Here is a 13943-nt window from a genome sequence, read left to right as displayed (position 1 = left end):
CGGGGCGCCCTGCCGGGCCTCTCTCGTGCCTCCGGGCGGCGCCTCAGGCGGTGGCCGTCCGGCGGAGCGCGACGAGCTCGCCGATGAGGCCGAGGAGGTCGTCCACGTCGTCGCCGGGGCGGGGGCCGCGGAAGGCGAGGTCCTCGCCCGGGGTGCCGTCGCCGTCGTCCCCCTCGTCGCCGCCCGTGACGCGGCCGAGCACGTCGCTGCTCAGCGCGGCGTGCGCGTAGAGGCCGTCGCTGAGCAGGACGATCGCGTGGGCGACGACGGGGTCGCCGACCTCGTCGAGCACGGCGCGGGTCCACGCGTCGTGCGCGCCGTCGAGCGCAGCACGGGCGCGCGGGTACGAGCCCTGCGCGAGCCGGGACACGGCGAGGTAGACGAGCTCGAACTCCGTGTCGACGAGCGTCGAGGTGCGGATGAGGTAGTCGACGGCGCCCGCGGGGGCGGCACGCATCGCCTCGACGTCGGCGGCGGTGAGCTCCCGGAGGTGCTCGGTGAGACCGTCGGCGAGCGCGTCCTTGGAGCCGAAGTGGTAAAGCAGCCCGCCCTTGGACACCCCGGCGCGCTCGGCGACCGCCTCGAGCGTGGCGCCGCGCTCGCCCTGCTCGACGAGCAGGGACGCGAACGCCCGCAGGACCTTGGCGCGAGCAGCGGGGGGCGGCGGCATGGCACCGAGGGTAGTCGGCCCGTGCGGACCCGCAGGCCGGTGATCCGCGAGCCCGCGGCCGGTGCGGGGACGCCTAGCGGGGGAGGCGACGCGGTGCGGAGCGTCACAGTCGAGGGCGGGATGACGGTGGCCTGTCCCGTCGTTACTATACCGTCTGGACGGTCTGGAAGTTCGGCGCCACCGCGTCGCCCCGGCCGCCCGGAAGACGTGGAAGGACCCCTCGCCGTGACGACCCCCGTGACGACGACCCCGACCGGGACCGCCGCCCAGCACGAGCCCGCAACGCGCGGACCCGCGCGCGGCGCCGCCGGCCGCTGGTTCGCGCTCGCCGTGCTCATGCTCCCGGTGCTGCTCGTGTCGGTCGACAACACCGTGCTCAGCTTCGCGCTGCCGCAGATCTCCGAGTCGCTGCGCCCCACCGGGACGCAGCTGCTGTGGATCATCGACATCTACCCGCTCGTGCTCGCCGGCCTGCTCGTGCCGATGGGCTCGTTCGCCGACCGCGTCGGCCGCCGTCGGCTGCTCCTCACCGGCGCGGTGGGCTTCGCCGCCGTCTCCGTGGTCGCGGCCTACGCGCCCAGCGCCGGCGCGCTCGTCGCGTCGCGCGCCGCGCTCGGCTTCTTCGGCGCCATGCTCATGCCGTCGACGCTCTCGATCCTGCGCAACGTCTTCACCGACCGCGAGGAGCGCCGGCTCGCCATCGCCGTCTGGGCCGCCGGGTTCGCGGCCGGGTCCGCGCTCGGGCCGATCGTCGGCGGCTTCCTCCTCGAGCACTTCTGGTGGGGCTCGGTCTTCCTCCTCGCCGTCCCGGTGCTCGTGCTGCTGCTCGCGCTCGCGCCGTTCTTCGTGCCCGAGTCGCGCGACCCCGCGCCGGGCCGGATCGACGTCCTGTCGATCGTGCTCGTCATGGCGACCATGACCCCGGTCGTCTACGGCATCAAGACCTTCGCGAAGTCCGGCCCGAGCGTGGTCGCGCTCGCGAGCGTCGCCGTCGGGCTCGCCGCGGGCGTGCTGTTCGTGCGCCGTCAGCTCCACCGGTCCAACCCCATGATCGACGTGCGCCTCTTCACGCGCGGTGCCTTCAGCGGCGCGGTGCTCGTCAACCTGCTGTCCGTGTTCTCGCTCGTGGGCTTCCTGTTCTTCGTGTCGCAGGACGTCCAGCTCGTGCTCGGGCTCGGCCCGATGCAGGCGGGCGTCGCGCTCCTGCCGGGGCTGGTCGTCATGATCGTCGCCGGGCTCGGCGTCGTCCGGGTGGTGCGGCGCGTGCGCCCGGCGCACGTCGTCGCCGTCGCGCTGCTGTTCTCCGCGACGGGCTACGCGATCGTCGCCGCGGGCGCCGGGCAGAGCACGCTCGCGCTGCTCATGGTGGCGTTCGTCGTGCTCTCGCTCGGCGTGGGCGCGGCCGAGACCGTGTCGAACGACCTCATCGTGTCGTCCGTCCCCGCCGCGAAGGCGGGTGCCGCGTCCGCGATCTCCGAGACCGCGTACGAGGTGGGCGCCGTGCTCGGCACGGCGGTCCTGGGGAGCATCCTCACGGCGTCGTACCACGCGAACGTCGTCGTCCCGCAGGGCGTCCCCGCGGCCGACGCCGTCGCCGCGGCCGAGACGCTCGGCGGCGCGACCCAGGTCGCCTCGACCCTGCCCGCCGGGCAGGCGCAGGCGCTGCTCGACTCCGCGCACGCCGCGTTCGGCAGCGGCGTCGGCACGACGTCGCTCATCGGCGTGGTGCTCATGCTCGTCGCCGCGGGCGTGGCGCTCGTCACGCTGCGGGGCGCGAAGTCCTGACGACGCGCCGCCCCGCGCGCCCCGCCGCACCCTCGCGGCGGGGCGCGCGGCGCTCGCGGTTGGCGACGAGAGCCGCGATCCGGGAGGCTGGGCGGTGATGAGCCGTCCGCACCGCACCCCGCCCCGCTGGGTCCGCTGGACCCTCGGCATCCTGCTCGCCCTCGTGCCGTGCGTCGTGTGGGGGGTCACGACGGCGACGGCCGAGCGCAGCCTCGGCCCGCACGAAGCGCTGTACGAGGTCACGACGAACGGCCTCGTCACCGTCGACCTCGGCCCGCTCGGGACGATCCAGATCGACTCGCCGCTACCGCTCGGCCTGGGCGCCGACGTCACGGTCGAGGAGATCCCCGCCGACCTCACCGCCGTCGGGCAGGCGGACACGCTGGAGGGCCTGTCCCAGGACCTCGAGGACTACCTCCGCTTCTTCGGCGGCCCGCAGGAGACGATCGGCTCCGTCGCACGCGCCCTCGTCGTCGACGCGCTGCGCCGCACGGGGTTCGCGATCCTCGTCGTCGCGGCCGTCGGTGCGGGTCTCTACCTCCTGCTCGGCCCGCCGCGCCGGCGGGAGCTCAGCGAGCGGGTCGCGCCGCGCACGTACGAGATCACCGCGGGCGTCGTGCTCGTCTCGCTCGTCGGGGCGTCGCTCGTCGCGAGCGACCCGGGCACGACGGCCGGGCCGTCCCAGCGCGCGTCCGCGGTGTTCGACGGGACCCCGCTCGAGGGCGCGCGCATCACCGGCCGGCTCGCGGGCGTCGTCGACACCTACGGCGCGATGCTCATCGACCTCTACCGCGAGAACGAGGACTTCTACGCACGCGCGGACGCGCACCTCGTCGCGGCCTGGGACCGGCGCGACCGGATCCAGCGCCTCACCGCGCCGCGTCCCGCCGCGGCGGGCACGTCCGACGACCGGGCCTCCGACGAGCCGTCCGACGGCGCGTCCTCCGACGCCCCCGACGCGACGGGCGACGCCCCGGACGCGACGGAGGGGACGACGTCGGGTACGGACGACGGGACCGACGCGGGAGCCGACGAGCCCGGCGCGCCCGACGACGGCTCCGGCGCCGCGGCCGACACCGAGGCGGGCGACGAGCCGACGCCACAGCCCGCCCCCGCGGCGGAGGAGGACCTCGTCACGCTCCTGGTGGTGAGCGACCTGCACTGCAACACCGGCATGGCCCCGCTCATCCGGACCGCGGTGGAGCGGTCGGGGGCGTCGGTCGTCCTCAACGCCGGCGACACCACGATGAACGGCACGGCCGTCGAGTCGTTCTGCGTCGACTCGTTCGCCTCCGCGGTGCCGAAGGGCGTGACGATGGTCGTCGCCGACGGCAACCACGACAGCGTCGAGACCTCGGCGCAGGAGCGCGCGAACGGCCAGACCGTCCTGGACGGCAAGGTCGTCGAGGTCGAGGGGATCCGCATCCTCGGCGACCGCGACCCGCTCGAGACGCGGCTCGGGCTCGGCAGCCAGCCGCCCCGCGAGGAGACGCCGGAGGAGTACGCGGCCCGGCTGACCGAGGTCGCGTGCGCCGAGCAGGAGGACGGCGACCCGATCGACCTCCTCCTCATCCACACGCCCCGCATGGGGAACGAGGCGCTCGACTCCGGCTGCGTCCCGAACCAGGTCTCCGGGCACATGCACACCCGGTCCGGTCCGGAGCGGACGGGCGGGGGCGTCCGGTACGTGAGCGGGAGCACTGCGGGCGCGGTCAAGGACCAGCTCCGCATCGGCCCGCTCAAGGGCACCGCGGAGATGACGGTGCTGCGCTTCGACCCCGAGCGGCGGCGCATCGTCGACTGGCAGCTCGTGCAGATCGGGACGGACGAGTCCGCGAAGGTCTGGCCGCGGATCGCGTGGCCCACGCCGTCCGGCGAGCCGGTCGTCGAGGAGCCCGACGAGGCCGGCACCGAGGTCGGCACCGAGGGCGACGTGCCCGACGGCGACGCGCCCGCTGACGCCCCGGCCGGGGGTGAACCCGCGGGCGAGGGCTGAGCCGCTGCGCGTCGGTGCTCGCCGCGCGCTGCGCGGCGCGGCAGGATGGGGCGTATGAGCAGGTCGACGCGCTGGATCGTCGTGTCGGTGGTCCTCGCGCTCGTCGTGGTGCTCCTCGCCCCGTTCGTGTACTCGGAGGTGCAGGAGGGCCGCACCCCGCCCCCGCTGGGCCTGCAGTCGCCGGGGGAGGAGACGGCGTCCGCGGCCCCGGCCGCGCCCGGTCCCTTCGACGTGGACGGCGAGTGGGTCGTCGCGCCGGGCTCCGAGGCGGGCTTCCGCGCGGACGTCCTCGACGTCCCGGCGGACGAGGCGGTGCTCCTCGGCACCACGCCGGACGTCACCGGCACGCTGCGCGTCGCGGACGGCGAGCTGCAGACCGCGACGGTGACCGTCGCGACGACCGCGCTCCGGACCGGGTCGTCCGTGGCGGACCGCCAGCTCCAGCAGGCGCTCGAGACGGACCTGTACCCGACCACGCTCTTCTCGCTCACGTCGCCGCTCGACGTGAGCGAGCTCGCGGCCACCGACGAGACGGTCCGGCTCCAGGCCGCGGGAGCGCTGACGATCCGCGACGAGACCCAGGCCGTGACGGTCGCGCTCGACGTCCGGCGGTCGGGCCAGGGGGCGCTCGCGACCGGGGCGATCGGCGTGCGCTTCTCCGACTTCGGCATCGCGGTGCCGCCCGGCGCGCCCGTGCAGGTGCGCGACGAGGGGACGGTCGAGGTGCGGCTCGAGCTCGTCCGGTCCGCGACCCCCTGAGCCCCGGCCGGACGCCGTGACCTAGGGTGGTCGGGTGGACCACCCGACCGACCTGACGCCCGTAGCCCAGGACTACCTCAAGGTCGTCTGGGCCGCCCAGGAGTGGGCGGACGAGCGCGTGACGACGAAGCTCCTCGCCGAGCGCATCGGCGTCGGGGCCTCCACCGTCTCCGAGACGGTCCGGCGGCTCAGCGCCCAGGGTCTGCTCGAGCACGCGCCGTACGGCGCGATCACCCTCACCGAGCGCGGCCGCAGCCTCGCGCTCGCGATGGTGCGCCGCCACCGGCTCCTCGAGACGTACCTCGTGTCGGAGCTCGGCTACGGGTGGGACGAGGTCCACGACGAGGCGGAGGTCCTCGAGCACGCGGTCTCCGACCTGCTCATCGAGCGGATCGACGCCCGCCTCGGGCACCCCACGCGCGACCCGCACGGCGACCCGATCCCCGGCGCCGACGGGACCGTCGTCCGCCCGCCCGCGGTCCCGCTCGCGGAGCTCGTCGTCGGCGACCGCGGCACGGTGGTGCGGATCTCCGACGCCGACCCCGACGTGCTGCGCTACCTCGCCGAGATCGGCGTCGGCCTCGACACGGGCGTCGAGGTCCGCGAGCGCCGCGAGTACGCGGGCATCCTCTCGGTCGTCTGGTCGCCGCCGACCGAGGGCGTCGAGCCGGCGCCGGAACCACGCCCGGCGCCGCCCGCGCAGCTCGGCCTGCGCGCGGCGGACCACGTGTGGGTCGTGCGCGCCGAGCCCGTCTCCGCCTAGACTGGTCGCCTGCCCCTTCTTCTCGTCGCCGATGTCGCCGACCGGGCTCGAATCGATTCGACACCTCGGTCCGAGCCGCTCGCCCGACCCGCCCGACCGACGCACGAGGACACCCATGACCGACGCCACCCCGACCGCACCGCCGTCGGACGCCCCTGAGCCGCGCGACGCCGGCCGCCTGCGCGGCGCCGGGCCCGCGCTGCTCGCGCTCGCGATGGGCGGCTTCACCATCGGGACGACCGAGTTCGCGACCATGGGGCTCCTGTCCGACATCGCGACCGACCTCGGCACGTCCATCCCGACCGCCGGCCACGCGATCACGGCCTACGCCGTCGGGGTCGTCGTCGGTGCGCCGCTGCTCACCGTCGCCGCGGCACGCGTGCCGCGCAAGACGCTCCTCCTCGCGCTCATGGCGTTCTACACGCTCGGGAACCTCTTCTCCGCCACGGCGGGGAGCATCGAGACCCTCGTCGCCGGGCGCTTCCTCGCCGGGCTGCCGCACGGCGCGTTCTTCGGCGTCGGGGCGGCGGTGGGCGCGGCCGTCGCGGGTCCTGGCCGCCGGGGCCGCGCCGTCGCGACGATGATGGCGGGTCTGACGATCGCGAACGTCGTCGGTGTCCCCCTCTCCACGTTCGCGGGGCAGCAGCTCGGCTGGAGGGCCGCGTTCGTCGTGGTCGGGGCGCTCGGGCTCGTGACGCTCCTGGCGCTGTGGCGGCTGATCCCCGCCGGGGCGGGCAACGAGGACACGAGCGTGCGGCGCGAGCTCGGCGCCCTGCGCAACGGCCCGCTGTGGACGGGGTTCGTCGGCGCCGCGATCGGGTTCGGCGGCATGTTCGCCGTGTACTCCTACGTCGAGCCGACCGTCACGCGCGTCACGGGGCTCGCGTCCGGCGCGGTGCCGCTCGTGCTCGCGATCTTCGGCGTCGGCATGACCGTCGGGACGGTGCTCGGCGGCCGGCTCGCCGACCGCTCGGTGATGCGCACCGTGTACCTCGGGTTCGTGTCGACCGGGGCGATGCTGGCGCTCTTCGCGCTCACCGGGCAGCACCCCGTCCCGGCCGTGCTGTCGCTGTTCCTGCTCGGCGTCACGTCGCAGATCCTCGGCCTGTCGCTCCAGACGCGGCTCATGGACCTGTCGCCGTCGGCGCCGTCGCTCGGTGCGGCGCTGTGCCACTCCGCGCTCAACGTCGGCAACGCCAACGGGGCGTTCCTCGGCGGGCTCGTCATCGCCGCCGGCTGGGGCTACCTCGCGCCCGCCTGGACGGGCGTCGTGCTCACCGTGGCCGGCCTCGCCATCATCCTCGTCGTCGGTCGCCGCCCCGCGGGCGTCGTGGTGGCGACGCTGCCCGACGACGCGCACGCGCCGTCGGCGGCCGTCGCGCCGCCGCGGTAGCCCGCCGACCGGCCGAGGTGGCGCGCGTGCGGTGGTCCGGTGTCTCCCAGCCAGGTCCCAGCGGGGCGCGGTAGGTTGTGCCGTGCGCGCACCGCCGTGCGCGCCGTCACGTCCGGCGGGAGCCGGAGACCCACGAGGAGCGTCCCCGTGAGCAAGAGCGCCACCGCCGGTGCGAACGTGTCCGCCGAGCCCGACGACGAGCTGCTGCCCGCGTCCGGCCCCCGCCCGATCAGGCCGCGCACGATGGGCTGGCTGCTCGTCGTGCTGGGCGCGATCGGCCTCGCCGGCTCGGCGGCGCTCGCGATCGAGAAGTACCTCAAGCTCGCCGACCCGGGTCACGTCGCCTCGTGCAGCGTCAACGCCCTGCTCGACTGCGGCGACGCGATGGACTCGTGGCAGGGCGCGCTCCTGGGCTTCCCCAACCCGCTGCTCGGGATCGCGGCGTTCCCCGTGGTGATCACCACGGGCGTGGTCCTGCTCGCGGGCGCCCGCCTGCCGCGCTGGTACTGGCTCGCACTCCTCGGAGGGACGACGCTCGGCATGGGCCTGATCGTCTTCCTCATGTGGACGACGATGTACGCGATCTCCGCGATGTGCCCCTACTGCATGGTCGTGTGGTTCGCCATGATCCCGCTGTTCTGGTACCAGGTGGTCCACGCCGTGCAGGAGGGCTACCTGCCCGCGGGCGAGGGCGTGCGCCGCACTCTCGTCGGCAACCGGAACCTGTTCCTGGCGATCGCCTACGTCGCGCTCGTCGCGTGGATCGTGCTGGTCAAGGGGCCGATCATCATCTCGCTGTTCTGACCGGCGCCGCCGCGCCGGTGGTGCCGGGTCGCGTCAGCGCCAGGCGGGCTGGTCCGGCGCGGCGTCCTGCGGGTAACCGTGGCCGCCCGGCTGCGGGGGAGCGGACGGCGCACCCTGGGCCTGGTGGGCGGACTGCGCCGTCGCGCCGGGCTGGCCCGCGGCGAGCGGGCTGACGACGACGGCCGTGCCGTACGCGCACACCTCCGAGAACGACGCCGCGATCTCGCCGGTGTCGAAGCGCATCCCGACGACGGCGTTGGCCCCGCGGCGCTGCGCCTCCTGCACCATGCGGTGCATGACCTCCTGGCGCGACTCGTAGACGAGCTGCGTGTACTCCTTGACCTCCCCGCCCCCGATCGAGCGGAAGGACGCGACGAAGTTCGCCCCGAGGTTGGCGCTGCGCACGGTCATGCCCATGACCTCGCCGAGCACCGCGTCGATGCGGTAGCCGGGCACGTCGTTGGTCGTCACGATGATCACGCCGCACATCCTCGCACGGGGCGGACGGCCGCCGTCGGGCCGTGCGACGGCCGGTAAACTCGGCCGGGTGACCACGCCTGACACGACCTCGATCCCGCACGCCCCGGACGCCCCCGCCGCGGGCGGCCCCGCCCACCGCTACACGCCGGCGCTCGCGGAGCAGATCGAGCTCAAGTGGCAGGAGCTCTGGGAGCAGCGCGGCACGTTCTGGGCCGCGAACCCCACGGGCGACCTGACGGACGGCGAGGGCGACGGCCCCGAGGGCGCGAGCCCGTACTTCATCATGGACATGTTCCCGTACCCGTCGGGCGCGGGCCTGCACGTGGGGCACCCCCTCGGGTACATCGCGACGGACGTCGTGGGCCGGTTCCGGCGCATGCGCGGCGAGAACGTGCTGCACGCCCTCGGCTACGACGCGTTCGGCCTGCCCGCCGAGCAGTACGCGGTGCAGACGGGGCAGCACCCGCGCGTGACCACCGAGGCGAACATCGCCAACATGCGTCGGCAGCTGCGACGCCTCGGGCTCGCGCACGACTCGCGCCGCACGTTCGCGACGATCGACCCCGAGTACGTGCGCTGGACGCAGTGGATCTTCCTGCAGATCTTCGACTCCTGGTACGACCCCGAGGCCCTGCGCCCCGACGGCGGTCGTGGTCGCGCGCGCCGCATCGCCGAGCTCGAGGCCGAGCTCGCGTCGGGCGCGCGCCCGGTGCCGGGCGGCGTCGAGGGCGTCGAGGAGGGGGCCGGCTGGGCGAGCCTCACGCCTCAGCAGCGCCGCGCCGTCGTCGACTCGCAGCGCCTCGCGTACGTGGACGAGTCGCCCGTGAACTGGGCCCCCGGCCTGGGCACGGTCCTCGCGAACGAGGAGGTCACCGCCGACGGCCGCTCGGAGCGCGGGAACTTCCCCGTGTTCCAGCGCAGCCTGCGCCAGTGGAAGATGCGCATCACCGCGTACGCCGACCGCCTCGCGGACGACCTGGACCTCATCGACTGGCCCGAGAAGGTCACGGCGATGCAGCGCAACTGGATCGGTCGCAGCGAGGGCGCGCTCGTGCGGTTCGCCGTGCTCGGCACGCCCGACGGGGCGAACGACGCCGCGGCGGATTCCGGCGCGGAGGTCGAGGTCTTCACGACGCGCCCGGACACGCTGTTCGGCGCGACGTTCATGGTCGTCTCGCCCGAGCACCCGCTGCTCGACGAGGTCCCGGCGCACTGGCCCGACGGCACGTCGAGCGCGTGGACGGGCGGGCACCGCTCGCCGGTCGAGGCCGTCGCGGCGTACCGTCGCGAGGCCGCCGCGAAGACCGCCGTCGAGCGCCAGGCCGACGCCGGCAAGAAGACGGGCGTGTTCACGGGGCACCTCGCGGTGAACCCGGTGAACGGCCAGGCGATCCCGGTCTTCACCGCCGACTACGTGCTCATGGGCTACGGCACGGGCGCGATCATGGCCGTCCCCGGCGGCGACGAGCGCGACTTCGCGTTCGCCGAGGCGTTCGGGCTGCCGGTCGTGCGCACGGTCGAGCCCGCGGACGGGCTGCCGGAGGACTTCACGGGCCCGTACACGGGCGACGGCGTGGTCGTCGGCTCGGCCAACGACGAGATCTCGCTCGACGGGCTCGACGTGCCCGAGGCGAAGCGCCGCATCACCGAGTGGCTCGTCGGCAAGGGCATCGGCGAGGGCACGACGACGTACCGCCTGCGCGACTGGCTGTTCAGCCGCCAGCGCTACTGGGGCGAGCCGTTCCCCATCGTCTGGGACGAGAACGACCAGCCTGTCGCGATCCCCGACGCTCTGCTGCCCGTCGACCTGCCGGACGTCCCCGACTACGCGCCGCGCACGTTCGACGCGGACGACGCCGACTCGTCGCCCGAGGCGCCCCTGGGCCGCAACGACGAGTGGGTCAACGTCACGCTCGACCTCGGCGACGGGCCGAAGCAGTACCGCCGGGACACGAACACGATGCCCAACTGGGCCGGGTCGTGCTGGTACTACCTGCGCTACCTCGACCCGCAGTGGGACGGCGGCGCCCAGGACACGGTGGTCGACCCCGAGCTCGAGCGCTACTGGATGGGCCCGGAGCACAACCCGAGCGCGGGCCGCGCCGGGGGCGTCGACCTGTACGTCGGCGGTGTCGAGCACGCCGTGCTGCACCTGCTCTACGCGCGGTTCTGGCACAAGGTCCTCTACGACCTGGGCCACGTGTCGAGCGTCGAGCCGTTCCACAAGCTGTTCAACCAGGGCTACGTCCAGGCGTACGCCTTCACCGACGCGCGCGGCCAGTACGTGCCTGCCACCGAGGTCACGGAGGAGCCCGCGCCCGACGGCTCGGGCGAGGTCGTGTACCGCTGGAACGGCGAGGTCGTGCAGCGCGAGTACGGGAAGATGGGCAAGTCGCTCAAGAACGTCGTCACGCCCGACGAGATGTACGCCGAGTACGGCGCCGACACGTTCCGCGTCTACGAGATGTCGATGGGCCCGCTGGACCTGTCGCGCCCGTGGGAGACGCGCGCCGTCGTCGGGTCGCAGCGGTTCCTGCAGCGCCTGTGGCGCAACGTCGTCTCCGAGGAGACGGGCGAGGTGACGGTCGTCGACGAGCCTGCGTCGCCCGAGACGCTGCGCGCCGTGCACCGGGCGATCGCCGACGTCCGCGTCGAGATGGAGCACATGCGCCCCAACACGGCCATCGCGAAGCTCATCACGCTGAACAACCACCTCACGTCGCTCGACCGCGTGCCGCGCGAGGCCGTCGAGCCTCTCGTGCTCATGACCGCGCCCGTCGCGCCGCACATCGCGGAGGAGCTGTGGGAGCGCCTGGGCCACGAGCGCTCGCTCGCGCACGAGCCCTTCCCGACGGCGGACGAGCGCTACCTCGTCGAGGACACCGTGACGTGCATCGTGCAGGTCAAGGGCAAGGTCCGCGGGCGGATCGAGGTGCCGCCGTCGATCTCGGAGGAGGACCTCACGGCCGCCGCGCTCGCCGAGCCGAACGTCGTGCGCGCGATCGACGGCGCCGAGGTCCGCAAGGTGATCGTCCGCGCCCCGAAGCTGGTCAACATCGTCGTCTGACCTCGTTCGCTGAGTGCAGGAGATCGTCGCGTCTCGGACAGCCGGACGCGACGATCTCCCGCACTCACGGGTCGAGACAGCCGCGCTGACCGGTTTCGGCGTGACGGTCTCCCGCACCCACCGGGTGGAGGGTCAGCGGCGGCGGGTGCCGAAGATGGTGCGGGTGAGCTCGCGGCCGAGCTGGGTGCCCGCCGAGCGGAGGAACGAGTCGAGCGGGCTCGACGACCGCGACCGGGAGGACCCGGACGAGCGCGAGCGCCCCGTCGCGGCCTCGCGCTCGAGCTTCGCCCGCATCTTCTCCAGCTCGGCCTGCTCCTTCTTCGCCGCGCGCTCGGCCTCCTGGGCGGCTTTTTTCGCCGCCTTCTCCTGCGCGGCCGCCTCGGCCTCGGCCGCGTCGGCGGCGGCGCGCGCCGCCGCCTGCTCCTGGACGCGCACCTGGAGGAGCTCGAACGCGGACTCGGCGTCGACGGCGGTGCCGTACCGGGCCGTCGCGGGCGACGCCGCCACGATGCCGTCGAGCACGGACGTCGGCGCGGGGTCCATCGACGACTGCGGCGCACGGACCCGTGTCCACGCCACCGGGGCGGGCGCGCCCTTCTCGGTGAGCACCGTGACGACGGCCTCGCCCGTCCCGAGCGACTGCAGCAGCCGTTCGAGGTCGTACGGCGACGTGGGGTAGGTGCGCACCGCGGCCCGCAGGGCCGCGGCGTCGTCCGGCGTGAAGGCGCGCAGCGCGTGCTGGACGCGGTTCCCGAGCTGCGCGAGCACGTCGGCGGGGACGTCCTTCGGGCTCTGCGTCACGAAGAACACGCCGACGCCCTTGGACCGCACGAGGCGCACCGTCTGCACCACCTGCTGGAGGAACTCCTTCGACGCGCCGGTGAACAGCAGGTGCGCCTCGTCGAAGAAGAACACGAGCCGCGGTTTCTCGACGTCGCCCACCTCGGGCAGCTCCTGGAAGAGGTCGGCGAGCAGCCACATGAGGAAGGTGGAGAACAGCGCCGGGCGGTCCTGCACCGCGGGGAGCTCGAGCGCGGAGACGACGCCCCGCCCGTCGGGCGTCGTGCGCAGCAGCTCCGACGTCGCGAACGCCGGCTCGCCGAAGAACACGTCGGCGCCCTGCGCCTGGAGCGCGACGATCTCGCGCAGGATCACGCCGGCCGTCGCGCCCGACACGCCGCCGATGCCCCGGAGCTCGGCCTTGCCCTCGTCGGACGTCAGGTACGCGATGGTGGCCTGGAGGTCCTTGAGGTCCAGCAGCGCGAGGCCCTGCGCGTCGGCCCAGTGGAAGATGAGCCCGAGGCTCGACTCCTGCGTCTCGTTGAGGCCGAGCACCTTGGCGAGCAGGAGCGGGCCGAAGTCCGCGACCGTCGTCCGGATCGGCACCCCGGTGCCGAGGCCGCCGAGCGAGTACACCTCGACGGGGTACGCCGTCGGGCTCCAGTCCTGGCCGATCGACGCCGCGCGCTCCACGATCTTCACGGACGACGTGCCCGGCACGGCGAGCCCCGACAGGTCACCCTTGACGTCGGCGAGGAACACGGGGACGCCCGCCGCCGACAGGCCCTCCGCCATGCCCTGGAGCGTCTTCGTCTTGCCGGTGCCCGTCGCGCCCGCGACGAGCCCGTGCCGGTTGAGCATCGAGAGCGCGAACCCGACCTGGACGTCGGCGCGGGGGGACGGGTCGCCGCCCTCCGTACCCTCCAGCAGCGCGCCGAGCGGGAGCGTGCCGCCCGCGTACGCGTAGCCCGTCGCCACCTGCGCGGCGTACCCGTCGCCGGGGGGCGGCGGTGCGTCCCGGGCGGGGCCGGTCGGCGCCGGCCCCGGTGGTGCGTCCGTCGGGGACGGCTCGGCCGCGGGAGCGACCCCGGGCGTCGCGTCGGCAGGGGTCGCGTCGGTCGACGGAGCGGAGGCCGGGGGAGCGGGGGCGTCCGGCTCGGGGGCGTCGCCGCGCGCCGCCGCCTCGGCGGCCTCGAGCGCCGCCCGCGCCGCGGCGGCGCGTGCCTCGGCCGCCTCCGCGGCGGCCTGCGCGGCGGCCGCGCGCAGCGCCAGGATCTCCGGGTCGGTCGGTGCGTCGTCGCCCATGCCTCGGATCCTAGGGCGCGGCGCGGGCGGCCGCCCGGCCGCGCCCGGACGGTCGTCACGACCCTCGGGGACCTTCGTCCCCGCGGCGCTCGGCTTTATTGACGGTCTGTCAATAGCGGTCCTAGCGTGAAGACGTCCCCC

At 74.5% G+C, this 13943-nt stretch carries 10 protein-coding genes; 7 read left to right on the top strand and 3 right to left on the bottom strand.

Going from position 1 to position 13943, the window contains the following annotated elements; genetic code table 11:
• Nucleotides 1-43: 43 nt before the first annotated feature.
• Complete coding sequence (locus tag MT994_RS05425; RefSeq protein WP_354805433.1) at nucleotides 44-670, bottom strand: TetR family transcriptional regulator; 627 nt, start codon at nucleotides 668-670, stop codon at nucleotides 44-46.
• Nucleotides 671-895: 225 nt separating this feature from the next.
• Between MT994_RS05425 and MT994_RS05420 the strand changes: the two genes are divergently transcribed.
• From MT994_RS05420 to MT994_RS05395, 6 genes are all read left to right on the top strand, one after another.
• Complete coding sequence (locus MT994_RS05420) at nucleotides 896-2455, top strand: MFS transporter (protein WP_354805432.1); 1560 nt, start codon at nucleotides 896-898, stop codon at nucleotides 2453-2455.
• Between the two features lie 97 nt (nucleotides 2456-2552).
• The gene (locus tag MT994_RS05415) at nucleotides 2553-4451 is read left to right on the top strand and encodes a metallophosphoesterase (RefSeq protein ID WP_354805431.1); all 1899 of its coding nucleotides are present in this window, start codon (nucleotides 2553-2555) and stop codon (nucleotides 4449-4451) included.
• Nucleotides 4452-4505: 54 nt separating this feature from the next.
• Complete coding sequence (locus tag MT994_RS05410; protein WP_043654338.1) at nucleotides 4506-5210, top strand: YceI family protein; 705 nt, start codon at nucleotides 4506-4508, stop codon at nucleotides 5208-5210.
• A gap of 34 nt (nucleotides 5211-5244) precedes the next feature.
• A complete protein-coding gene (locus MT994_RS05405) occupies nucleotides 5245-5973 on the top strand; it encodes a metal-dependent transcriptional regulator (protein WP_114552614.1) in 729 nt (242 codons plus the stop codon).
• 115 nt (nucleotides 5974-6088) lie between these two features.
• Nucleotides 6089-7366: an MFS transporter gene (locus MT994_RS05400; RefSeq protein ID WP_211933264.1), complete on the top strand. Its 1278-nt coding sequence runs from the start codon at nucleotides 6089-6091 to the stop codon at nucleotides 7364-7366.
• Nucleotides 7367-7513: 147 nt separating this feature from the next.
• Nucleotides 7514-8170: a vitamin K epoxide reductase family protein gene (locus tag MT994_RS05395; protein WP_232422955.1), complete on the top strand. Its 657-nt coding sequence runs from the start codon at nucleotides 7514-7516 to the stop codon at nucleotides 8168-8170.
• Nucleotides 8171-8203: 33 nt separating this feature from the next.
• Here MT994_RS05395 and MT994_RS05390 read toward each other — a convergent pair whose 3' ends face one another.
• Nucleotides 8204-8650, bottom strand: a complete 447-nt coding sequence (locus MT994_RS05390; protein ID WP_051028118.1) for a YbjQ family protein — start codon at nucleotides 8648-8650, stop codon at nucleotides 8204-8206.
• A 91-nt stretch (nucleotides 8651-8741) separates the two neighbouring features.
• On the opposite strand from MT994_RS05390, the gene leuS reads away from it, so the two are divergent.
• Nucleotides 8742-11717 (top strand): leucine--tRNA ligase, encoded by a 2976-nt coding sequence (gene leuS / locus MT994_RS05385; RefSeq protein ID WP_354805482.1) that lies wholly within the window; start codon nucleotides 8742-8744, stop codon nucleotides 11715-11717.
• 132 nt (nucleotides 11718-11849) lie between these two features.
• Here leuS and MT994_RS05380 read toward each other — a convergent pair whose 3' ends face one another.
• Nucleotides 11850-13802, bottom strand: a complete 1953-nt coding sequence (locus tag MT994_RS05380) for a helicase HerA-like domain-containing protein (protein ID WP_354805428.1) — start codon at nucleotides 13800-13802, stop codon at nucleotides 11850-11852.
• Nucleotides 13803-13943: the final 141 nt, after the last annotated feature.

Source organism: Cellulosimicrobium sp. MI9406, assembly GCF_040595865.1.
Classification (GTDB): Bacteria; Actinomycetota; Actinomycetes; order Actinomycetales; family Cellulomonadaceae; genus Cellulosimicrobium; species Cellulosimicrobium funkei.
This window is presented reverse-complemented; position numbering and strand designations above follow the sequence as displayed.

What these genes read in the sequence shown, in the direction of transcription:
- MT994_RS05380 (WP_354805428.1), bottom strand. Translation starts at nt 13,802, where the DNA reads ATGGGCGACGACGCACCGACCGACCCGGAGATCCTGGCGCTGCGCGCG.
- MT994_RS05425 (WP_354805433.1), bottom strand. Translation starts at nt 670, where the DNA reads ATGCCGCCGCCCCCCGCTGCTCGCGCCAAGGTCCTGCGGGCGTTCGCG.
- MT994_RS05410 (WP_043654338.1), top strand. Translation starts at nt 4,506, where the DNA reads ATGAGCAGGTCGACGCGCTGGATCGTCGTGTCGGTGGTCCTCGCGCTC.
- MT994_RS05400 (WP_211933264.1), top strand. Translation starts at nt 6,089, where the DNA reads ATGACCGACGCCACCCCGACCGCACCGCCGTCGGACGCCCCTGAGCCG.
- MT994_RS05415 (WP_354805431.1), top strand. Translation starts at nt 2,553, where the DNA reads ATGAGCCGTCCGCACCGCACCCCGCCCCGCTGGGTCCGCTGGACCCTC.